15 protein-coding genes and 1 pseudogene are annotated in these 23,628 nt (G+C 59.8%); 3 read left to right on the forward strand and 13 right to left on the reverse strand.

Annotated features, from left to right (window positions below):
- The first annotated feature begins 22 nt into the window (after positions 1 to 22).
- On the forward strand, positions 23 to 1,138 hold the full coding sequence (locus O9K64_RS20890; RefSeq protein ID WP_275100051.1) for a sulfate/molybdate ABC transporter ATP-binding protein: 1,116 nt from the start codon (positions 23 to 25) through the stop codon (positions 1,136 to 1,138).
- Between the two features lie 306 nt (positions 1,139 to 1,444).
- Here the strand turns inward: O9K64_RS20890 and guaA are convergent, their stop codons facing one another.
- Both guaA and guaB read right to left on the reverse strand, forming a co-directional pair.
- Entirely contained in the window at positions 1,445 to 3,028 is a 1,584-nt protein-coding gene (gene guaA, locus O9K64_RS20895) for a glutamine-hydrolyzing GMP synthase (protein WP_275100052.1), read from the reverse strand.
- Positions 3,029 to 3,141: 113 nt separating this feature from the next.
- Positions 3,142 to 4,608 carry an IMP dehydrogenase gene (guaB, locus tag O9K64_RS20900; protein ID WP_275100053.1) on the reverse strand — a complete coding sequence of 489 codons (1,467 nt, stop codon included), beginning with the start codon at positions 4,606 to 4,608 and terminating at the stop codon, positions 3,142 to 3,144.
- Between the two features lie 389 nt (positions 4,609 to 4,997).
- Between guaB and xseA the strand changes: the two genes are divergently transcribed.
- Together xseA and O9K64_RS20910 are read left to right on the forward strand one after the other, a co-directional pair.
- Complete coding sequence (gene xseA / locus O9K64_RS20905) at positions 4,998 to 6,356, forward strand: exodeoxyribonuclease VII large subunit (RefSeq protein WP_275100054.1); 1,359 nt, start codon at positions 4,998 to 5,000, stop codon at positions 6,354 to 6,356.
- 339 nt (positions 6,357 to 6,695) lie between these two features.
- Complete coding sequence (locus O9K64_RS20910) at positions 6,696 to 7,934, forward strand: multidrug effflux MFS transporter (RefSeq protein WP_275100056.1); 1,239 nt, start codon at positions 6,696 to 6,698, stop codon at positions 7,932 to 7,934.
- 169 nt (positions 7,935 to 8,103) lie between these two features.
- Here the strand turns inward: O9K64_RS20910 and der are convergent, their stop codons facing one another.
- The 11 genes and pseudogenes from der to O9K64_RS20965 form a co-directional block, all read right to left on the reverse strand.
- Complete coding sequence (gene der / locus O9K64_RS20915; protein WP_275100057.1) at positions 8,104 to 9,492, reverse strand: ribosome biogenesis GTPase Der; 1,389 nt, start codon at positions 9,490 to 9,492, stop codon at positions 8,104 to 8,106.
- 53 nt (positions 9,493 to 9,545) lie between these two features.
- Complete coding sequence (gene bamB / locus O9K64_RS20920; protein ID WP_275100058.1) at positions 9,546 to 10,721, reverse strand: outer membrane protein assembly factor BamB; 1,176 nt, start codon at positions 10,719 to 10,721, stop codon at positions 9,546 to 9,548.
- 16 nt (positions 10,722 to 10,737) lie between these two features.
- Positions 10,738 to 11,433: a YfgM family protein gene (locus O9K64_RS20925; RefSeq protein WP_275100060.1), complete on the reverse strand. Its 696-nt coding sequence runs from the start codon at positions 11,431 to 11,433 to the stop codon at positions 10,738 to 10,740.
- 2 nt (positions 11,434 to 11,435) lie between these two features.
- Positions 11,436 to 12,704, reverse strand: a complete 1,269-nt coding sequence (gene hisS / locus O9K64_RS20930) for a histidine--tRNA ligase (RefSeq protein ID WP_275100061.1) — start codon at positions 12,702 to 12,704, stop codon at positions 11,436 to 11,438.
- Positions 12,705 to 12,925: 221 nt separating this feature from the next.
- Positions 12,926 to 13,954 (reverse strand): RodZ domain-containing protein, encoded by a 1,029-nt coding sequence (locus O9K64_RS20935; protein WP_275100062.1) that lies wholly within the window; start codon positions 13,952 to 13,954, stop codon positions 12,926 to 12,928.
- Positions 13,954 to 14,751, reverse strand: coding sequence for a type IV pilus biogenesis/stability protein PilW (gene pilW, locus O9K64_RS20940; protein WP_275100063.1), 798 nt, complete (start codon positions 14,749 to 14,751; stop codon positions 13,954 to 13,956). Before pilW ends, O9K64_RS20935 begins: the two co-directional genes overlap by 1 nt.
- 1 nt (position 14,752) lies before the next feature.
- Complete coding sequence (gene rlmN / locus O9K64_RS20945; RefSeq protein WP_275100064.1) at positions 14,753 to 15,829, reverse strand: 23S rRNA (adenine(2503)-C(2))-methyltransferase RlmN; 1,077 nt, start codon at positions 15,827 to 15,829, stop codon at positions 14,753 to 14,755.
- Positions 15,830 to 15,940: 111 nt separating this feature from the next.
- Positions 15,941 to 16,369, reverse strand: coding sequence for a nucleoside-diphosphate kinase (gene ndk / locus O9K64_RS20950; protein WP_275100065.1), 429 nt, complete (start codon positions 16,367 to 16,369; stop codon positions 15,941 to 15,943).
- 297 nt (positions 16,370 to 16,666) lie between these two features.
- A complete protein-coding gene (relA, locus tag O9K64_RS20955; protein ID WP_275100066.1) occupies positions 16,667 to 18,889 on the reverse strand; it encodes a GTP diphosphokinase in 2,223 nt (740 codons plus the stop codon).
- 614 nt (positions 18,890 to 19,503) lie between these two features.
- Complete coding sequence (locus O9K64_RS20960) at positions 19,504 to 20,955, reverse strand: TolC family outer membrane protein (protein ID WP_275100067.1); 1,452 nt, start codon at positions 20,953 to 20,955, stop codon at positions 19,504 to 19,506.
- 448 nt (positions 20,956 to 21,403) lie between these two features.
- Positions 21,404 to 23,628 (reverse strand): annotated as a pseudogene (locus O9K64_RS20965) (hypothetical protein); the annotation flags it as partial.

Here is a 23,628-nt window from a genome sequence, read left to right on the forward strand (position 1 = left end):
ATTGATTTTTGAGGACACTATAATGGATATCACACTGAACACTATCGACAAGCAGTTCGGTCAGTTCAAGGCGCTGGACAACATTGATCTGCATATTGAATCCGGTGAATTGATCGCCCTGCTGGGGCCATCGGGTTCAGGCAAAACCACACTGCTGCGAATTATCGCCGGCCTGGAATTTGCCGATGGCGGCGGGGTGTACTTTGGTGGTGAGGACGTCGTCGCGATCCCACTGCGCAAACGTCAGATCGGGTTTGTGTTTCAGCACTATGCCTTATTCAAGCACATGACCGTGCGGGACAATGTCAGCTTCGGCCTCCGGGTTCGCAAGGGCGAGATACGCCCCGACAAAGCAGCCATCCGTCGCCGTGCTGACGAATTGCTGGACCTGGTACAACTGTCGGAACTGGGCGACCGCTACCCCCACCAACTATCCGGCGGCCAGCGCCAACGCGTGGCACTGGCCCGAGCATTGGCCATCGAGCCCAAAGTCCTGTTGCTGGACGAACCCTTCGGCGCTCTCGACGCCAAAGTCCGCAAGGAATTGCGGCAGTGGTTGCGTGAGCTGCACCAGAAGACGGGGGTCACCACCCTGTTCGTCACCCACGATCAGGAGGAAGCGTTGGAGCTGGCGGATAGAGTGGTCATCATGAGCGGTGGAAAAATTGCCCAAGTTGGCAGTGTCGATGAAGTCTATGAACGACCTGCATCGCCGCTGGTATTCGATTTTCTCGGTAGTACCAATCGCATTCCCGCAAAGTTGCAGGATGACCACCTCATCGTTGGCGGCCAACAGATCGTCCGCTACAACGGCAATCAAACCGGTAACGTTACCATCTATGTGAGACCGGGTGATTTGCGTGTAGCCGGCACCAGAGATATCGGACTAGATGCCACTGTTCTGAACGTACAGCGAACGGGGCCGATAGTCAGAGCGACCGTGGAAATCCCATCCACGGGCCAACGCCTTTCCGTTGAAATGCCGCACCTGCATCACGACGTGAAACAGTTGATCCCCAAACAGACTCTGCGTCTGCGATTGATGCAATTCAGCGTCTTCGCTGCCGAACCCGATTTGATCAGCGAGAGTATTATAGCGCCCCACCTGATAGGGCGGGAACGGTTAAGACAGGCGTAATAATTGGCAACAGGTAGGTACGTAATGATGGACACTTTTACGTACCTCTCTGAAAACGAAAACCGAAAATAATCAGGGTTTTACTTGGTGATCTTCTTAATCACTCTGCCTTCGAAAAACACTCTGGAAACAACAAATCTTTATCTAGCACGCAACCCACGCCTTAACCTGACCAATTCCGCCTGGATACCTTAGCTGGATTAATTATGCAAAGGTTGCACAGAGAAACTAATTCTTATTGATAATGTAATCCAGACGATCAACGACACAAAATTATCCTATTAAAAACAATAGTTTGTATAAAGACTACTCCCACTCGATGGTCGCCGGGGGCTTACTGGAGATGTCGTAGGCCACCCGGGAGATACCGGTCACCTCGTTGATGATGCGCCGCGACACCAGCTCCAGGAACTCAAACGGCAGATGGGCAAAGCGGGCGGTCATGAAATCCACCGTCTCCACGGCACGTAGCGACACCACGTACTCGTAACGACGCGCGTCTCCCACCACGCCCACCGATTTCACCGGCAGGAACACGGCGAACGCCTGGCTCACCTGGTCGTAGAGGTCGTGGTTGCGCAACTCCTGGATGAAGATGTGATCCGCCTGGCGCAGCAGGTCGGCGTAGGACTTCTTCACCTCGCCGAGGATACGCACCCCCAGGCCGGGACCCGGGAACGGATGGCGGTAGACCATCTCGGAGGGCAATCCCAGCTCGACGCCGATCTTGCGCACCTCATCCTTGAACAGCTCGCGTAGCGGCTCCACCAGCTGCAGCTTCATGTAGTCGGGCAGGCCGCCTACGTTGTGATGCGACTTGATGACGTGGGCCTTGCCCGATTTGGCACCGGCCGATTCGATCACGTCGGGATAGATGGTCCCCTGGGCCAGGTACTCGACCCCTTGGATCCTGGTCGCCTCCTCTTCGAAGATGTCGATGAACAGGTTGCCGATGATCTTGCGCTTCTTCTCCGGATCGCTCTCGCCGGCCAGGGCGTTGAGGAAACGCTCCTCGGCATCGACCCGGATCACCTTCACACCCATGTGCTGGGCAAAGGTGGCCATCACCTGATCCCCCTCGTGCAACCGCAGCAGGCCGTTATCGACAAAGATGCAGGTGAGCCGGTCACCGATCGCCTTGTGCAGCATGGCCGCCACCACCGAGGAGTCGACTCCGCCGGAGAGCCCCAGCAGCACCTTGCCCTCCGTCCCCACTTGCGCACGGACCTGGTCGATGCTGTCCTGGATAATGCTGGCCGGGTTCCACAACGCCTCGCAGCCGCAGATCTCGAACAGGAAACGCTCGAGGATACGCCCACCCTGACGGGTGTGGGTCACCTCCGGGTGGAACTGGATGCCGTAGAAACCGCGCGCCTCGTCGGCCATGCCGGCCAGCGGTGCGTTGTCGGTCTCGGCAATCACCGTGAAGCCTTCCGGCAGCACCTCGACCCGGTCACCGTGACTCATCCAGACGTCCAGCAGGCCATAGCCTTCGGAAGTCGTATGATCCTCGATATCCCGCAGCAGCTTTGAGTGCCCCCGGGCGCGCACTTGGGCATAGCCATACTCATGGGCCTCGGAGCCGGCCACCTTGCCCCCCAACTGCGCCGCCATGGTCTGCATGCCGTAACAGATACCCAGCACCGGCACCCCCAGTTCGAACACCAGGGCGGGGGCACGCGGGGTATCCTCGGCCGTCACCGACTCCGGCCCACCGGAGAGGATGATCCCGCTGGGATGCTGTTCCCGGATGGCCGTTTCGCAGTTGTCATAAGGCCAGATTTCGCAATAGACACCGGCCTCACGCACCCGCCGGGCGATCAGCTGGGTGTACTGGGAACCAAAATCGAGGATGAGGATGCGGTGAGCGTGGATATCCTGATTCGTCATAATCTATATTCCAAATTCCAATCGTGCTGAAACGAAAGAACCGCAGAGCGGTGGCGAAGCCTGGTAGGCTGCCAGCCACCGGTCTGCGGCTTCCCATGGGTCTTGTGCGACAATCAACCCTGGCGGTAATTCGGCGCTTCCTTGGTGATGGCCACGTCATGCACATGGGACTCGCGCATGCCGGCATTGGTCACCCGGACGAACTCCGGTTTGGTGCGCATATCATCAATCGTGGCGCATCCGGTATAGCCCATGCTGGCGCGGATGCCGCCGGTCAGCTGGGTGATCACGTTGATCAGCGGCCCCTTGTAGGGGACCCGCCCCTCGATACCCTCGGGAACCAGCTTGTCGGCCTCCTTGGTATCTTCCTGGAAGTAACGGTCGCTGGAGCCGTGGCGCGCCTGCATCGCCCCGAGACTGCCCATGCCGCGATAGGCCTTGTAGGAGCGCCCCTGATAGATCTCCACCTCACCCGGCGCCTCTTCTGTGCCGGCCAGCAGGCCACCCACCATGACGGTATAGGCACCCGCCGCCAATACCTTGGCGATATCGCCCGAATAGCGCAGCCCGCCATCCGCGATCACCGGGATGCCGGTGCCCTCCAGCGCTTCGGCCACGTTGGCCACGGCCGTGATCTGGGGAACCCCGACCCCGGCCACGATCCGGGTGGTACAGATGGAACCGGGACCAATACCTACCTTGACCGCGTCGGCACCGGCTTCCGCCAGCGCCCGTGCCGCCGCCCCGGTAGCGATATTGCCACCGATCACCTGGACCTGCGGATAGTTCTGCTTGACCCAGGCAACCCGGTTGAGCACACCTTGGGAGTGGCCATGGGCGGTATCCACCACGATCACGTCGACCCCGGCCCGGACCAGTGCATCGACCCGCTCCTCGGTACCCTCGCCGACCCCGACGGCGGCCCCGACACGCAGCCGCTCCTGGTTATCACGGCAGGCGAAGGGATAATCCTTGGCTTTCTGGATATCCTTCACGGTGATCATGCCACGCAGCTGGAAGGCATCATTGACCACCAGAATCTTCTCAATGCGGTTGGCCCGCAGTTTGGACATCACCTCTTCCCGGTCGGCGCCCTCATGCACGGTGATCAGGCGTTCCTTCGGGGTCATGATGGCGGAGACCGGCTCATTCATACGGGTCTCGAAACGCACATCGCGATTGGTGATGATACCCACCAGGTCCTCACCCTCCACAACCGGCACGCCGGAGATCTTGTTCGCCTGGGTGATCTTGACCAGTTCACCGACCGTCATGTCCGGTCCCACGGTGATCGGGTCGATAATGACACCACTCTCGTAACGTTTGACCGTGCGGACCTCGGCCGCCTGCTGCTCGGCGGTCATGTTTTTGTGCATGATGCCGATTCCCCCCTCCAGCGCCATGGCAATGGCCAGGCGGGATTCGGTCACCGTGTCCATGGCCGCGGAAACCAGGGGAATATTGAGCCGGATTCCACGGGTGAACTGGGTGGCCAGATCCACATCCTTGGGCAGCACGGCGGAGTGGGCCGGCAGGAGCAGGACATCATCAAAGGTAAGGGCTTCCTGAACGAGGCGCATAATAGGTTCCCAAGTGAAAGGTTTTTCAGTAAACCGAGTATTATAAAATCTCAACGAATCAAGGTAAACTCAAATTAACATTTATTTACCAGAATACCCATCTAACGCAGCGGTACCCAGGAAACCTATTAGCCGCGAGGCGTGGTGCAAGAGGAGTGGTACAGGGATGTACCGATACCGGAGCCGAGGACGCAATGTACTGTTTACGGACCTAAGGATGGAATGAACGCGAATAAGGTAATTCCAACAACGCCGGGGTAGGATGCGGTTCATTCTTGCACCACTCCCCACCCAACGAAACTGGCGCAAACTGAAAATCAATGAGTTAGGCTCAAGTTCTTGATGAGCGATTCAGAATAGAATTGGGCGATACGGCATTTTTTAGACCTATGCATGATTCAGAAGCAAATTTCCAGCGGGACATCTACAGCGTATCCCGCCTCAACAGTGAGGTCCGGACGGTACTGGAGGGAAGTTTTCCGTTGCTCTGGGTGGAAGGGGAGATATCCAACCTGGCCCGCCCCGCCTCCGGGCACATCTACTTCACCCTCAAGGATCCCCATGCCCAGGTGCGCTGTGCCATGTTCCGGATGAAGCGCCAGCTGCTGCGCTTCCAGCCGGAAAACGGCCTCAAGGTGCTGATCCGGGCTCGGGTCGGGCTCTACGAGGGACGCGGCGAATTCCAACTGGTGGCGGAGCACATGGAGCCGGCCGGTGAAGGCGACCTGCAGCAGGCCTTCGAGGCGCTGAAATTCAAGCTGCAGCAGGAGGGCCTGTTCGACAGCGCGCATAAGCGGGCCCTGCCCCTGCTACCGAAACGGATCGGCGTCGTCACCTCCCCCAGCGGCGCCGCCATTCGCGATGTGCTGAGCGTGCTGCGGCGACGCCTGCCCGCCGTACCGGTGCTGATCTATCCGGTCGCGGTGCAGGGCGAGGAGGCGCCGCGCTCGATTATCAACACCCTGCGACTGGCGGAGCAGCGGCAGGATTGCGATCTGTTGATACTGACCCGGGGCGGCGGCTCGCTGGAAGACCTGATGGCGTTCAACGATGAGGGGGTCGCCCGCAGCATCCACGCCCTCACCATCCCGGTGATCTCGGCGGTCGGACACGAGGTGGACTTTACCATTGCCGATTTCGTGGCCGACCGGCGCGCTCCCACACCCTCGGTGGCGGCGGAGCTGGCGACACCGGACCGACTGGAAGTCCTGGACCGGCTCAACGCCCTGCAACGCCGGATCGGCCTGGGGACCCGGCGCCACCTGGCCAGCAGCAACCAGGCCCTGCAGGCGCTTGTTAAGCGGCTTGAACGGGCGCACCCGGGTATCCGCCTGCAACAGCGCCAGCAGTACCTGGATGAGCTGGGGCCGCATCTGCTCCGTTGTATCCGCAGCCGGCTGACGCAGGACACCGCCAGGCTCGGTCTGCTGGCGAGCCGGCTGCGTGCGGTCACGCCCGGCCACCGGCTCAACCGGCAGCAGGAACTGCTGCACGGACTCAGGCATCGACTCGACCTGGCCCTGGGCGCCAGCCTGCGCGCCAAGCAGCACCGCCTCGGCTCGGCCAGCGGCACGCTCAACGCCCTGAGCCCCCTGGCCACCTTGCAGCGCGGTTACTCCATCACCCGGCTGCTGCCGGAGCGAACGCTGCTGCAGGATGCCGGCCAGGTACAGCGCGGCGACCGGCTGGAGACCCGGGTGGCCAACGGCACCATCATCTCCACCGTGGACACGACGGTGGAAAATTAAATTAGTTGCCATTGTAACTTATAAGGCGGGGTAGGCACCTTTTTTGTGGCCGCACGAAGCGCTCGACACCACCCCGAATTCCGCCCGTCTTGGGCTGTGCGCCGGTTAGGAGTGAACCACGGATAGACACGGATAAACACGGATTTTTGGTTAAGTTTGGTTAAGTAAGCATCGCAACTTCGGCGTGCCTATCAATTTCGAGCGATGCGGTTCGTTTCACTCACCGCGACCTGGCCCACTGCCGGCGCCGGCAACACGCCCTATTCCCTACCGAAAAAACGCTTATTTGTTTCATGTGTAACTATTGCGTTAGCGATCAAAACCGGATATGAATGTCACATGATCTCGCCAAAGTCCCTGTTCGCCACCGCCATCATCGCCTTACTCGTGGCGATCGGCCCGCTCTCCACCGACATGTACCTGCCGGCCTTCCCGCTGCTGATGCAGGTTTTCAACGCCGATATCAACCAGGTTCAGCAGACCCTGAGCATCTTTCTGGTCGGCTTCGCCCTGGCCCAGCTGATCTACGGCCCGCTGTCCGACCGCTTCGGCAGAAAGCCCGTACTGATGGCGGGCCTGCTGCTGTTTCTGCTGAGCAGCCTGGCCATTGTGTTTGCCGAATCGATCGCCTCCCTCTCCGCCCTGCGCCTGCTCCAGGCGATCGGCGGCAGCGCCGGCCCGGTGCTGGGGCGCGCCATGGTGCGGGATATCCATGGCCCCCGGGAGTCCGCCCGCCTGCTCTCCTATATCGGCACCGCCATGGCCGTGGCCCCGGCCGCCGCCCCCATCCTGGGCGGATACATGACCATATGGTTCGGCTGGCAGTCGATCTTCCTGTTCCTTGCCGCCTATGGCGTCATCGGGGTCGTGCTGCTAGGGACGCGCATCCCGGAGACCGCTCCGCCGGGCAGTCATCACATCATGACGGTCGGCAATTTGTTGAAAAACTACGGTATTCTGCTGAAACATCCGACCTGGCGCTGGTACACCCTGACCTGCAGCTTTGTGTTTGCCGGGCTGTTCTCGTTCCTTTCCGGATCCTCCTTCGTCATTATCGACTTTCTCGGCTTCAAGGAGGAGCAGTTCGGACTCTTCTTCGCCTTGGTGGTGGCCGGCTTCATGATCGGTACGCTGATCGGCGGACGGCTGGTGCGCAGTGTCGGTATCAACCGGCTGCTGGGTTACGGTTCGATCATCGCCGCCACAGGGGGCGTCAGCATGCTGCTCTTTGCCCTGGCCGAGGTACACCACGTGGCAGCGATTGTACTGCCGCAGATGTTCTATATGATCGGCGTCGGCATCGTCATGCCGCAGGCGATGGCGGGGGCGCTGGCCCCGTTTCCGCACATGGCCGGCACCTCCTCCGCATTACTCGGCTTCATCCAGATGTCGGTGGCCGCCTGTATCGGCGTGCTGGTGGGGCATTATCACGACGGTTCGCCGTTTTCCATGGCACTCTCCATTGCCCTGATGGGGATCTTCACCCTGATCAGTTTTCTGCGCCTCAGTCGGCTTGATCACACCGAGGAAGATGATGATGACGAAGATGACGGGGTGGAGCCGTCCGGCATTCTGTAGCGGTGAACGCCCCCGGGCCGAAATCGCGGTGAATTTCCTAGTGCGGTAGGTTGGGGTTCGTTCCTCACCCCAACCTACAAGCTGTTACCCCGCACCGAATCATCCGCGTGGGCACAAAAAACGTGCCCACCCTGCGAATTAACAGGATATTGTGGTCGCCAGATGCCAGCTACTTGCGCTTGCTGAAGGACTTGAGGCGTTGGCGTTTCTGTACCTGGCGCGGGGTCAGCTTGTTCTTGCGGTCCTTGAACGGGTTCTCCCCGGACTTGAATTCGATGCGGATCGGCGTGCCGGTCAGCTTCAGGACCTCGCGGAAGCGGTTGATCAGATAGCGTTTATAGGTGGTCGGTACCGCATCGGTCTGGTTACCGTGGATCACGATGATGGGCGGGTTCTGTCCACCCTGGTGGGCATAACGGAGCTTGATCCGCCGGCCATGCACCATTGGCGGCTGGTGCTCCTGGACGGTCCATTCGAGGATACGGGTCAGCTCCGGGGTGGCCAGATTGCGCGTGGCGTTGGCGTAGGCCGAATCCAGCGCCTGATAGAGCTTGCCGACACCCGAGCCGTGCAGCGCCGAGATAAACCGCTTGGCGGCGAAATCGAGGAACGGCAGTTTCCTGTCGATCTCCTCCTTGATCCGGTCACGCTGCTCCGATTGCAGACCGTCCCATTTGTTGATCACCACCACCAGGGCGCGCCCGCTCTCCAGGATATGGCCCGCCAGGGTCGCGTCCTGTTCGCCGACGCCCTGCTGGGCATCCAGCACCAGCATTACCACATTGGCCTGCTCGATCGCCTGCAGCGTCTTGATCACACTGAACTTCTCCACCATCTCACTGACCCGGGCACGGCGTCTGACCCCCGCCGTATCGATAAGGGTGTAGGGCTTGTCATCGTGCGTGTAGGTGATGAAGACACTGTCCCGGGTGGTGCCGGGCTGATCAAAAGCGACCACGCGCTCCTCGCCCAGCATCCGGTTAACCAGGGTGGACTTACCCACATTGGGACGGCCGACCACGGCGATAAGCGTGCCTTTGTCCTTCTCCTGGGCAATACCGTCAGGCTCGGGGAAGGCATCGAGTACGTCATTGATCAGGGAACGCACGCCGCGGCCATGGGCCGCGGAGATGGGTAGCGGCTCGCCCAGTCCCAGGGAGAAGAAGTCGGCACCGGCCATGTCGCCATCCAGGCTTTCACTCTTGTTCACCACTGCACTGACCGGTTTCCCGGTACGGCGGAGCTGCCCCGCGATGGCGCTGTCGGCGGGGGTACAGCCGGCGCGGCCATCCAGCAGGAAAAAGATATGATCGGCCTCGGCAATGGCCGCCTGCACCTGCTGTTCCATCAGCAGATCGACGCCCGCGGCCTCGCCGCTCAAACCGCCGGTGTCCACCACCACATAGGGACGATCCCCCAGCTTGCCGACACCGTACTGGCGATCGCGGGTCAAACCGGGCTGATCCGCCACCAGGGCGTCACGACTCCGGGTCAGTCGATTGAACAGGGTGGACTTGCCCACATTGGGGCGTCCCACCAGGACGATTACGGGCAGCATGTTTGGCACATTTACGCTCAAAATTCAGAGTCAGGGAGTTCAGAGACCGGGGATCAGAGGCCGGAGGTTGTTATGGCGGCCATCTCACCGCCATCCGCATAGATATAGACCGTACCATCGATGACGATGGGCGGGGTGGAGATCGCCGACTTGGCGACGCGCACACGGCCATCCAGGCGACCATCCTCGCGTGACAGAAAGTGCAGGTAGCCCTCGAAATCGCCCACCAGGATACGCTCACCCAACACCACCGGCGCGGTCAGCTTGCGGTATTGGAGTTTCTGGTTCTTCCACAGGGCGGAACCGTTGCCCGGGTCCACCGACAGCACATGATCGGTATCGTCGGAAACATAGATCTGTCCGTAATCCGCCCCCATGCCGGCGTAGGAGGAGAGCTTGCGACGCCACAGCACGATACCGGTTTCCAGCGACACCGCCGCCATCTCGCCCTGGTAGGTGACGGCGTAGACCACATCGCCGATGACCAGCGGATCACCATCGATATCCACCATGCGCTCCAGCTCGGAGCGGCCACTCGGCGCCGAGACGGTGAGCTCCCAGAGCAGCTCACCATCGCGCAGATTGAACATCGCCAGCTTGCCGCTGGCGAAACCGGCGATGACCCGATCACCGTCAATCACCGGGGAGCTGTTGCCGTGCAGGGTCAACACCGGAATGGAGCGGTCATAGATCCACTGCTGGGCGCCGGTTGCGGTATCCAGACCGAACAGTTTGCCGTCGATGGTATGCACCACCACCACGCCTTGGGCGGCCTTGGGCACGGAGAGCACTTCGCTGCTCACCCGGGTCCGCCATTTTTCGCCGCCCCCGGCCTGATCCAGCGCGACCACCTCGCCGTTACTGGTGCCGAACAACACCAGCTCCTCGCCCGCGCCCGGTCCACCGGAGATCTCCAGCCCGGTATCCACCGACCAGAGGGTACGCCCGGTGGCGGCATCCAGCGCCCGCACCTCACCCTTTCGACTGGCGGCATAGATCCGGTCATCCTTGACAATAGGCACCAGTTTGACCCGCTGCTTATCCGCGCCGCCACCGATGGAGGTGGACCAGAGCACCCGGGCGGGAACGGTTTCGTCCAGTTCGACCAGCTCAGCCGGCGGTTCGGAGTTGTCATCCTCGGCAAACCAGTCCACCGGGTTCATGGAGTTCATGGAACCGCAGCCGCTCAGCAGCAGCGCCAGCAGGGATATCGGCAGGTAGCGCATCATTGGGCGATCCTCGGAACTATTCGGCCGCGGCCAGATTGTCAAACTTCATCTGTACCAGGGCACTGTTACTGACCTGGTACTCCAGCGCTTCCTGGTAGGCCTGCCGGGCAGCCGCCCGGTCACCCTTTTGCAGGGCGATATCGCCTCTCAATTCGGCAATATCCCCTTTGAAATTGTCCAGCGGCGCCTGGGCGATGAGGCTGGATGCCTCGTCGACCGCGCCCTGATCCAGCAACAGGCGCGCCAGTCGCAGGCGGGCGATCTGCCGCAGTGACTGATCGTCGGCATTGGCCACCACCCATTGCAGCCGCTCCTTCGAGCCGTCAATATCGCCCTGCTGGAATTTCACTTTGGCCAGATTCAAGGCGGCAAACACCGCATAGGTGCTCCCTTCATGACCGGCAATCAGGGCCTCGGCCTGAGCGACCGCCGTTCCCGAACCGGCGGCGACACTCTCCGTCAGCTGTTCAAATTGCTGCGAGGCCTGCTCAGCCACCTGACGCTGATGCTGGCCCCAGTATTGCCAACCAAACACGCCACCCAGGCCCAGCACGACACCGGCGATGACCGACTTGCCGTTCTCCTTCCACCACCTTTTGAGTGCCTCAACCTGCTCTTCTTCCGACAGATTCACATCAACCATCTCGTCCTCTCTCTCCGCCCGATAGCGGCTAAACAATTCACTGCCGGGAACCGCAAGGGTCCCGGGCATAATCAGGTTTTCTCGCGCAGATAGCTTGCCAGATCGTCCAGCGCCACCTGTTCCTGTTCGCGCTCTTCACGCAGATATTTGACCCCGATGACACCCTGGGCCAGCTCATCCTCACCCAGCACCAGCGCAAAACGGGCCCCGCTGCGATCCGCCTTCTTGAACTGGCTCTTGAAACTGCCGCCGCCACAGTGGGTCATCAGCCGCAACCCCGGCACGTCCCGGCGCAGGCGATCGGCCAGCAACACCCCCTGCCGTTGCGGGGTATCACCAACCAGCACCAGGTAGGCATCCAGGGTCGGCAGTTCAAGGGGGATTTCCCGCTCTTCCAGCAGCACGATCAGCCGCTCCACGCCCATGGCGAAGCCGACCGCCGGGGTCGGCCTACCCCCCAACTGCTCCACCAGGCCATCATAACGGCCACCGGCACAGACGGTGCCCTGGGCACCCAGGCGGTCGGTCACCCACTCGAACACCGTGCGTGCATAGTAGTCGAGTCCGCGTACCAGTCGGGTGTTGACCACATAGGGTACGCCCGCCGCTTCCAGTCCGGCGCAGAGGCTCCGGAAGTGCTCCTTCGACTCCTCCCCCAGGTAATCCATCAGCGACGGGGCGCCGGCGATCAGTTCACGCATATCCGGGTTCTTGGAATCGAGGATACGCAGGGGATTGCTGTCGAGACGGCGCAGGCTGTCTTCATCCAACTGCCCCCTGCGCTCCGAGAGATAGGCCACCAACTGTTCACGATAGACCAACCGCTCAGCGGAGGTACCCAGGGTGTTGATCTGCAGTTCCAGCCCCTCCAGCCCGAGGCACTCCCAGATACGCCGGGTCAGGAGGATCATTTCGATGTCGATATCCGGACCGGTGAGGCCATAGGCCTCCGCGCCGATTTGATAGAACTGACGATAGCGCCCCTTCTGGGGACGCTCATGCCGGAACATCGGGCCATAATACCAGAGGCGCTGCACCTGGTTGTGGAACAGCCCGCTCTCGATGCCGGCCCGCACACAGCTGGCGGTGCACTCCGGGCGCAGAGTCAGGCTGTCGCCGTTGCGGTCCTCGAAGGTATACATCTCCTTCTCGACAATATCGGTCACTTCACCAATGGAACGCTTGAACAGCTCGGTCATCTCAACCACGGGGGTACGCAACTCCCGGTAGCCGTAGCTGTCCAGTACGGAGCGTGTCTGCTGTTCCAGAAAATGCCAAAGTGGCGACTTGTCCGGCAGGATATCGTGCATGCCACGGATGGCTTGGATGTTTTTGGCCATTACTCTCTTTCTTTGCTCTTGCTTGACCTTTGCTGACTGTCCGTCCCGCCCGGTCATCATTCATCTTTGGTAGGGTGGATAAGCGGCAGCGCATTCCATCCTCGGGTGCGTAAACGGTACATCCTTGTACCACCCCTCACCGCAGCATTGGGGATACGCCTATCGGCTTTTCCACCCTACAAAACTGTATGTCCCGAGGGCTAACCAACTGGCACCCTTACTCATTCGAGCTCAAGGGTAAACCGGGCGACATTCGAGCGGGTATGCGGGGCCAGATCATAGGCCGCCCCATTGACCAGAATGCTGACCGCGGACGCATTGCCGAACACCATCTGGTAGGGCGCCTCGCCCGCCAGAATCAGGCGTTCCCCCGCTGTTTTGTTGCCAATCACCCGGTAACCGCCGGTGGCGTCCCGGATCTCGGTCCAGCAGGCTTCGGAGAAGCTGACCTGCACCTGCGCAGTGGCTGGTGGCTGGGCGGCTCCCCGCGTCACCGCCTCGCCGGCCGCGGCAACATCCGCCGCGCTACCCTGCGCCAGGCCACCGGATGGCGCGGCCGAATCGCTCACCGCCGGTTGCGGCGTCTCCTCCAGGGTTGCGGCCGGCGCATCGCTGCGCTCCCGCGTGGCTGGCTCGTCAGGGCGCCGGGGTTGTGTCGACTCCACCGGCGCGGGCTCGCCGACCGGGGCGTCCAGAATCTCCGGTTTCTCCATCAGCGGCAGGGTGGCTGTGCCATCGGTGGCAACCGGTTGACTTTCGGTCGCCGGCGGCCGATCTCCAGCCTGCTGCGCTACCGGCGGATCGCCACCCTCCAGGCTCAGGCTGATCGGCCACTGCAGATAACCGCGCCACCAGGTCACCACCAGGGCGATGATACCGATGACGATCAGCCAGGTGATCACCCGCACAACGGTATGACTGCTGCGCACTTCATGCCGGACCTGCGAGGCCTTGAGATTCATGGTCTCGTCGGCCACCGGCCGAAATTGCTGAAAGGCGTCCAGTATCGGGGTCACCGGGATATCCAGCAGGCGGGCATAGTTGCGCAGATAGCCCTGGACGAACACGGGACTGGGCAGTTTGCTGAAATCATCCGCCTCCAGCGCGTCCAGCAGGGAGACATTCAGGTGCAACAGACCAGCCACCTGGTTGATATCCAGATTCCTCGCCAGGCGGATCTCCCGCAACTGTTTTCCAGGCCCCTGAACAACCGGCTCATGCACCTCTTGGTTATGATCGGCGGCATTCATTACTGTTCGGAATCCTTCAAGAGCAGCACCTCCCTGGAGTCAGGGAAGTTATTTTTCAACATCAGAGAATAGCTGGAGACCGCATTTCGGTCACCGAGGATACGCTCATTCTGGATACCCAGCCACAGCGAGGCCGGTGTCGGTTTGGTCAGCTCCAGATAACGCTGCAGATAGGCGCGGGAAGAGAGGTTCTGTTCATTCCGAAAGCTGATCTGGGCCATCTGGTAGAGCGCCAATGGGAACTTGGCGTTGTAGCCCAGCGCCCGGCGAAAGTACTCCTCGGCCTTGTTCAGGTCACTGTTGCGTATGGCGCAGATGCCCGCATTGGTCAGCGCCACTTCGGGGGTCCTGTAGAGTGGGTTGAGCAGTGCCTTCAGGAAATACCCGTCGGCCTCTTCATAGCGTTGTTGCTGGCAGAGAAAGGAGGCATAGGCGTTCAGTACATAGGAGTTTTTGGTGTCGATACGGAGACTGCGCTGGAAGTGCTTCTCCGCCAGATCGCGTTCACCCAACCGGTCGTACAGCAGGGCGATGACGTTATGCCCCTCCGCGTTCGCCGGCTCGACCGAGAGTGCCTGCTTGGCCTTCATCAGCGCCACATCCAGATGGCCTTCCCGCATATAGGCGATGGCCAGTTTCACATAGACATCCCCCTCACCGGTTCGGCTGTTCTGACTGAACCGTCCGGTGTTGTCGACCATATCCGGGGACGTGCCACCGGGCCTTACCGTCCCCTGCTGACAGCCGACAAGCAGCAGCGCGAACAACCCCAGAACAGTGAGCTGACTGACTTTCAAGCTAAAGTCCTCCTGAATGTTTCAATTCACGCCGACTGCGATCCTTCACCCGTCCGACCAGCTGGCCGCAGGCCGCGTCGATATCCTCGCCACGGGTCTTGCGGGTGGTGGTGACGATACCGGCCCGGACCAGGCGCTGACGAAAGGCGTCTATTCGTTCCGGCGGCGAGCAGCGGTAGTGGGTTCCCGGAAACGGATTGAATGGAATGAGATTGATCTTTGACGGCGTGCCTTCCAGCAGCCGGATCAGCTGCCGGGCCTGTTTGTCACTGTCGTTGATACCGTCCAGCATGACATATTCCCAGGTCACCTTGCGCCGTTTGTCGCCGCGCAGGTAGTCCCGGCAGGCCGGAATCAGCTGCTCCAGGGGATACTTGCGGTTGATCGGCACCAGCTGGTCGCGCAGTTCGTTGGTCGGCGCATGCAGCGACACCGCCAGGCTCACCTCGGACAACTCCTTAAGCTGTTTCAGGGCCGGCACAATGCCCGAGGTACTGATGGTGACCCGGTATTTCGACAGCATGTAAGCCAGGTCGTCCTGCATGATATTGGTGGCCGTGACCACCGGGTCGAAATTGGCCAGTGGCTCGCCCATCCCCATCAACACCACGTTGGTGAGCGACTTGCCCAGTTCCCGCTCGGCCACCCATACCTGGCCGATGATCTCAGCGGCGGTGAGATTGCGGTTGAAGCCCTGCTGCGCGGTGGAGCAGAAACTGCAGTCCAGCGCACAGCCGACCTGGGAGGAGATGCACAGGGTGCGGCGATTGGGTTCCGGGATGAACACCGATTCGATGCGGTTATTGCAATCCAGCTCCAGCACCCATTTATGGGTGCCATCCAGCGCCGGCTGCTCGAACACGATCTCCGGCACCCTGATTTCCGCCGTCGCCTTGAGCTGTTCGCGCAGCTTTTTCGACAGATCGGTCATGGCATCAAAATCGGTGACGCCATGCTTATGGATCCATTTGAGCACATTGCGGCCGTTGAAGGCCTTGGCACCCAGCCCCTCAAAGAAGGACTCCATTCCCTTGCGGTCAAAATCCAGCAGATTGATTTTCTGTTCAGCGCTCTGCATTACCCTGCCACTCCACACAGTGATTGAAAGGTGTCGCCGACTCCAAGTGTACGCAGTCCGACCGGTCGTCAGCGGAATGGCGAAGGTAATGCAGATCGATCAAGGGTGACCTCAACGCAGCCTTTCGCAGACACCTTCGGGGAAGAAGAAGGCGATCTCCACGGCAGCCGTCTCCGGGGCGTCCGAGCCATGCACGGCATTCTCATCGACCGTCTCGGCAAAATCGGCGCGAATGGTGCCCGGTGCCGCATCTTTCGGATTGGTGGCACCCATCACCTCACGGTTCTTGGCGATCGCGTTTTCACCTTCCAGTACCTGTACCACCACCGGCCCGGAGGTCATGAATTCGATCAGGTCGTTATAGAAAGGCCGCTCTTTGTGTACGGCGTAGAACTCGCCGGCCTGCTCGCGGCTCAGCTGCAGCATCTTCGAGGCGACAATGCGGAGACCCGCCTCTTCGAAGCGGCTGTAGATCTTGCCAATGATGTTCTTTGCCACCGCATCCGGCTTCACAATTGAGAATGTACGCTCGATCGCCATCAAAAACTCCAATAATTTCAAACAATAAAAAACAATGCCCAGCCGGCAGGCTACGCAGGAAATTTGAATTCAGCCCTCTGAAATAACCGACTACCCTTCTGTGGGCGGTACATATCTATGGAGAAATCGCACTGATTTACCGAAGGCGCCAGCGAGGATCTGCTTTCTATTTACAAAATCAACGCTTAGTTTACCTTGCGGCGGGGGAAACAGGCAATTTATCATTCCGCGCCGGCAAGATTATTGGAGGGTTACGCCGCGCCCTCTCCTCCACCCATCCGCGCACCGCGCATTCCGTCACACGTCACGCCTGACCGCCAATACGTCGGGCAGTTGGGCGATCTTCTCCAGCAGGCGACTCAGCTGCCGCATGTTGTTGATTTCGATGGTAAAGCGCATATTGGCGCGATCCATCTTACGGTTGGACTGGGTGTTGACCCCGAGCACATCCACCTCTTCATTGGTGAGGATGGCCGAAACATCCCGGAGCAGCCCCTTGCGATCGGCCGCGGTGATCCTGATATCCACCTGATAGGTACCGGTGGTGCCCTCGCCCGCCCAAGCCACATCGATCAGCCGTTCACGCTCATCACCGTCGAGGTGGCCAATCATGGCGCAGTCGTTGCGATGCACTGTCACGCCGCGACCGCGGGTGATGAAGCCGACAATCTCATCGTTCGGTACCGGCTTGCAGCAGCGCGCGATGTGGGTCATGAGATCGCCCACACCCTCGACGATCACCTCGCCCCGTCCGCTTTTCCTCGGCCGGCCGGGTTTGCGCTGGGGGATCGGTTCAACCTGCGTTGGTGTCCGCGCCGGCAACTCGTGCGGCACGCCCATCCCGGCCACCTGAATGGGGGAGACCTCGCCGCGGCCGATGGCGGCCAGCAGGTCATCGGTTTTCTTGAAATTGAACCGTTTGGTGGCGATTGCCAGATCCGGCTTCGGCACCCCCAGGCGATTGACCTCCCGCTCCAGGCTGACCTTGCCGGCATGCAGATGCTGCTCGTAATCCTGCTGCTTGAACCACTGGCGAACCCGGTTGCGCGCCCGGCTGGTTTTGAGGTACCCGAGATGGGGACTGAGCCAGTCCCGGCTGGGGCCCCCTTCCTTGACCGTGAGGATCTCCACCAGCTGACCACTCTCCAGCGGGCGGGTAAGGGGGCGGATCTTGCCGTCGATCTTGGCGCCACGGCAACGATGCCCCACATCGGAGTGGATGGCGTAGGCGAAATCCACCGCGGTGGCCCCCTTCGGCAGCTCCACCACCTTGCCCTGCGGGGTCAGCACATAGACCTGCCGCGATTCAAATTCGCTCTTCAGGTGGTCGACGAAATCCTCCGAGCCGGCCGGATCGTCCTTCACCTCGATCCAGTTACGCATCAGCGAGATGCGCCGCTCAAACTCGACATCCCCCTTGCTGCCGCCCTCCTTGTAGCGCCAGTGGGCCGCCACGCCGAGTTCGGCATGCTCGTGCATGTCATGGGTGCGAATCTGGATCTCCAGGGTCTTGTCTTCCGGCCCGATCACCGCGGTATGGATCGAGCGGTACATGTTGGCCTTGGGGGTGGCGATGTAGTCATCAAATTCGCCCGGGATATGCCGCCACAGCCCATGGACGACACCTATGGCGGCATAACAGTCGGCCACGTTGTCCACCAGCACCCGCACGGCCCGCAGATCGAAAATCTGTTCGAACGGGACCGCCTTGCGCTTCATCTTTTTCCAGATGCTGTAGATATGCTTGGGACGGCCGGTAATCTCGGCGTCGATATGCAACTCGGCAAATTTGGCCTGCAGTATGTCGACGACATCATCGATATACTCTTCCCTGTCGGCACGCCGGCCATCCAGCTTTTTGGCGATATCCATGTAGGTGTCCGGCTCAAGATAGCGCAGACAGAGATCCTCCAGCTCCCACTTGATCTGCCAGATACCCAGCCGGTTGGCGAGGGGGGCATAGATCTGCTGGGTCTCGCGCGCCTCCTTGACCCGCATCGCCTCGGGAAGCGCTTTCAGGATACGCATGACATGCAGCCGCTCCGCCAGCACGATCAGGACCACGCGGATATCATCGGCGATACTGAGCAGCATGCGGCGCAGGTTTTCGGTATGCGCCAGCTCCTTGTCGTGCTGGCTGGCCGCGCGGTCGCGGGAGACAAAACCGATACGCGCCATGTCACTTACCATGCGCGCGACGCTCTTGCCGAACTGCTTTTCCAGTCGCAGCAGATTGACCTGATCGCCCGGCAACACATCATGCAGAATGGCCGCCGCCAGGGTCTCCCAGTCCAGATCCATCTCGGCCAGGATTTCCGCCACGGCAAGGGCGTGGCGCAGGGTGGTCTCACCGGTGACCTCGACACCCTCGCGATGAATCTCAAAGGCGAGATCACACGCCTCGTGCAGCTTTTCCATCTCTGCCGCGCTGCGCTTGACCGCCAGGCCCGCCAGCCACACACGGATGTCCCGCTCATCCAGCGCATCATTTTCAGGAAGGTTGGTTGTGATGCTAACCATTTGAAGTCCTTATGGAAATATCAACCCGAGCCGTACCGAACCAGGCAACGATTCAGTGCCCTAACCATTTCTTATAATAGTTATTACATATTATATGGTGGCCCAAATGGATATCAGGAGGGGGAACGGAGTCAAATTCGCCGCGCCATTCTGAACCAAACCGGTCCATCCTAAGCGAATTTGAACCCAACCTGTGCTTTATACCCATCAACGGCGCCATTTTCCTGGTAAATCTGCTGCGTATTATTCAGGAAAACAGGACCAATGCCAAACCACGCCCGCGAGTCTAACCCGGTCGGCGGCATGGCTATATGAACAAGATCAATGAAAAAGGTTCACTGGGATAGTGTGAACCCTCAGGGGTCGATGCTGTAGGAGTGCCTCTGACGCGAATGGTTTTCGCGGCAGAAACCACGATGCCCGGGGTAGGATGCCGGTGAGGCACGAACCGTATCAAACCTTACCGCGAATGACGCGGTTCGCAAGCTCACCGGCATCCTACGTCACCGGCAAGCACCTGAGCCTGGATGAAGCCACCATACCTCCAACCAGATAGACCGTACTATTTGCGGCTTTATAAATAGTATTTAACCTTTGCGGAATCTGGTGGGTAATCAGTTATTTTTCTCGCCATCCGTTGTTGTACCGGATGCGCCCGGCCCGCCGTTCCCATATTTTTCGGCGATAAAATCGCTCGCCAGCACGGTTTTCGGCGCGATCTCGGCATAGGGCTTGAGACCCTCATCGCCGGTACCCGGCCCTTGCGGCACTGGCACATTGATCGCATCGAGCAGTTGCCCCATCCCCACCAGAATACGGTACTGGGCATTGAGCAGATCCGACAGCGCTTCAGCATAGGCTCGCTTCGCCTCGAACACCTCGTTCTCGGTATTCAACAGGTCGATCAGGGTGCGCTTGCCGATATTGAACTGCTGGATGTAGGCATCGCGGGTATTCTCGCTGGAGATCAGGTGCTGATTCAGGGAAACCAGCTGCGCCTGGGTCGCCTCGTAGGCGGTCCAGGAGAGACGCAGGCTCTCCACCACCTGGCGATAGGTCCGATTACGGACCTCTTTGGCTTCATTGATCAGATGGGCGGTCTGTCTCTGGCGCGCCTTGTCCCGGCCCCCGGAAAACAGGTTATAGCGCATCCTGACCATGGCCGTGACATCTTTATCAACACCCGTAACACCATCCTGGTCATCACCCCAGGTGCTGCCAACCTCCAGGTTGAAATGGGGATAAAAGGAGTTGTCAGCCGCGGCCCTCTGGGCGACTGCCGAATGGACATCCTCCTGAGCGGAACGCAGTGTGGGGTGTTGCGCCAACGCCTCCTCGATGGCCGCCTCAAGGCTGTCCGGCAAACGGGACTGCAACGAGGGGGCCGGCTCCAGATCCCGCGGCAGATCGCCCACCAGCGTCAGGTAGGTCGATTCCGCATCCCTGAGATTGGCCAGGTCTGCCAGCCGACTGGCATCGGCCGAGGCACGTCGGCCGCGCACCTGTTCGAGATCGGAACTGCGCCCGATTCCGGCATCACTGCGCAGCCTTACCTGATCATAGATGCGTTTGTGGGACTCAAGGTTCTCTCCCGACAGCTCGACAAACCGCTGCTGGCGCAGGACGGCCAGATAGGCGCTGACGGTCTCCAATGCCTTGTTCTGACTGACCCCTTCCACACGATAACCAGCGGATGCCTGGCGGGCGCTCTGGCGCGCCACCTCGCTGTCGGTGGCGTAGCCATCGAACAGCATCTGCTGGAGATTGATGGCCGCCTCTTTACGCGTCAGGCTGCGATCATCAAACCCGGCCGCGCGGGTCGTGCTGTTGTCGCTACGCTCGTAACCGATGCCCGCCGTGATATCCACGGTCGGCAGATAACCGGCCCTGGCCTGCTCCACCTCCTCGGCACGGGAGAGCAGTTCGTTGGTTTCAACACGCACATCGGGATTGCTATTCAACGCCTGGCGTATTGCCTCTTCCAGGGTGGTTGCAGACGCCAGGGAATACGGAATGAGCCAGAGTGATGCCGCAAGGGCGAGGCCGACCGTCTTCTTATTGTTCATAGTGGATTCCCAAAACATGATTCATGTCACAGAAAAAGTTGCGGAATTCTAACAGAGATAGTAACGACTACACAAACACCAAACCGTCAATTCGCTCATAATTGCAAATAATACAGGTATATGGAGAAGAAATTGGACTCATGATCGGTTGACCGGTGAGTTGGGGATGGCGATCCACAGTCATCAGGAATCGAATCCTCAGGGGTCGGAGTCAAACCAGCCAGCATTTCACCCGTTCGCTCTGCCATGGCACGGCTTGACTCCAACCCCTACCTGATCCTAATCCATTGATTCCTGGTTTGTATCGACAGGTAGGATGCGGTGAGTGAAACGAACCGCATCAATTACGATTGATGCGGTTCGCTTTGCTCAGCACATCCTACTGTCCTGTGTTCTCCGGCTTTTATCGCCCTTCAAATAAGTACTCAACCACCCATCGGAGGCCGAATCAGACCGAGATCACGTCAATACCATTCTCGATCAGCAGCGTAGCCGTATCTGTGCCAATAGTGCCCTGATACTCCGTGAACTGATGGCCATTTTGGGTAATGGTACTCCCCGCTGTCCACTCGCCGCTGGGCAGGGTGACAGTGTCACCCGAATCCCCGATGATCTCGAGCTGATTGCTGCTGTCGGTCATGTTCAACACATCATTGATGTTGAGATTGGATACACCATGGTCGCCACTGCCCAGGTCGATCCGTTCGATATTGTTAATGGTCTCATTGGCAATAGAACTGAAATCCAGGGCATCATTGTCTGGCACCAGGAGGGTGTCGAAGCCGGTGCCGCCATCGATCAGGGTGTCGGCAGCGTCATAGACCAGGGTATCGTTCCCGGCGCCGCCCAGTAGCGTATCGGCACCGGTGCCACCGGCGAGGATATCATCCCCAGCACCACCGGTGAGGATATCATCCCCGGCACCACCGGTGAGAATGTTCGCCAGTCCGTCCCCACCAATCGCTTCGGAAGCCGTCGTGCCTGTCACGGTATTCGTATCGCCATCCAGCGTCAGTGTGATGGTATCGAAACTGGAATCGGCATCGCTGTCCGTCAGGCCGAAGTTAAAGTTAATTGTGGCGTCCTGCGCCTCATTTAGATAGTCCGCGACGAAGGCCGAGGGAGAGAGCTTGTAGCTGTTGTTATCCGCCTCGAAGATCACCATGGCAAAGCTGTCGAGACCAGGAATCGTGCTTGCATCGATGGTAATGCTTTCCTCTTCATTGTTTCCACTAAGTGTGTTTGTGACCGTGTAGGTCATGCTGATGCCACCCGAGGGGAAATCACCCGTGGCAATGCTGTCTTGTAATCCATCGAAGCCTGCGGGTATCGATTCATAAACGGTGTAGCGCACAACTGTATTGACGCTGGAATTTTTGACCGCGAAGTCTATTGAGGTGAGGGACTTGTCGAAGGTGGCTACGAGAAAGTCCTTGCCGCCGCTGTCCGAATCCACATCCTGCCCAGTACCGACCCCCATGGTATTGGCGTTGGTGTTGACCGTGGCCCGATCGTAAGCCGAGTCGGTCTGCTCGTAGGCGAAGAATGTGGTGGTCAGGTCACCCACCGTGGTGGTAAGCAGGTAATCACTGCTGTTACCACCGCTCAGTTGACTCGCCAGTCCAGAGGCGGGCAGCTGGACCTGCATGTCAACATACTGATCGTATGTATAACTACCAACCGCCGGGTCCAGGGCAAGCACGAACACATCCGTACCATCACTCAGCTTACCGGTTACTGTCTTTGCCACATCATCCATTGTAAATTGCACAAGCTTTCCCTGGGCGTAGAGGTCGACACTCGATGTGACACTACCCCAGCTGAAAGTATTGGATATATCCGCAGACTCAGAATACTCCAGGGTGCCAAGAATAGTTGCGCCATTGCTGTTGATGCCAAAGCCATCCACCGCGCTAACCACAGGCACGGAGTCATTGATCGTCACCTGGAAGGTGTCAGACGAGACGACGTTGTTAGCCTGATCGACAACATTGGCGACAAAGTTCGCAGTCAGATCCTGCTCCCCCTGGCCCGCCGGGTGATCGATCCCCGCATACTGGGTAAACAGGTAGCCGTCATTCGCGGGATTGATGGTGATAGTGAATACCTGCCCCAGGGCACTTGTGCTGGCCGAGAGTGTCTTCGATGAATCATCCCAGCTATAGGTCAGCGAATCCCCGTTGGCGGTCAGGGATGCATCCCCCTGTAGCTGGATCGTGAATTGCGGGTCGATCTGCTCGGTTATGTCTCCCGGATGGATGACATCGTTGTCGGGATTACCATCGCTATTTGCCTCGGCATCGTCATCGTCGGATTCCGTATCGCCGACAACAATGGTGTCGTTCACCAGGGTCACCGCCGGATCGTCGCTGTCGCTGCCCGTCAGGTTCGGCGTGCCGTCGTCGGTCACCGTCAGCGCGATCGCCGGCAGGTCGTTGCCCGCATTCACGTAGGCCGCACCGGCCGCAGTCAGCAGCACCTGGTCGTTCGCCGTGTCCAGTGTGTACAGCGCATTGCCGCTGCCGTCCTCCGGACTCGCACCGCTGCTCCAGGTCACCGCCAGGGTGTCGCCGTCCTCGTCATCGGTGGTGTAGGTCGCCGCCACGTCATTGGCCGACGCGCTGTTCTCGATGAAGTCGTTCGCCACCACGTCTATGGTCGGTGCGCCGTTGG

This window comes from Sedimenticola hydrogenitrophicus (assembly GCF_029017505.1).
In the GTDB taxonomy this organism is placed as follows: Bacteria; Pseudomonadota; Gammaproteobacteria; order Chromatiales; family Chromatiaceae; genus Sedimenticola; species Sedimenticola hydrogenitrophicus_A.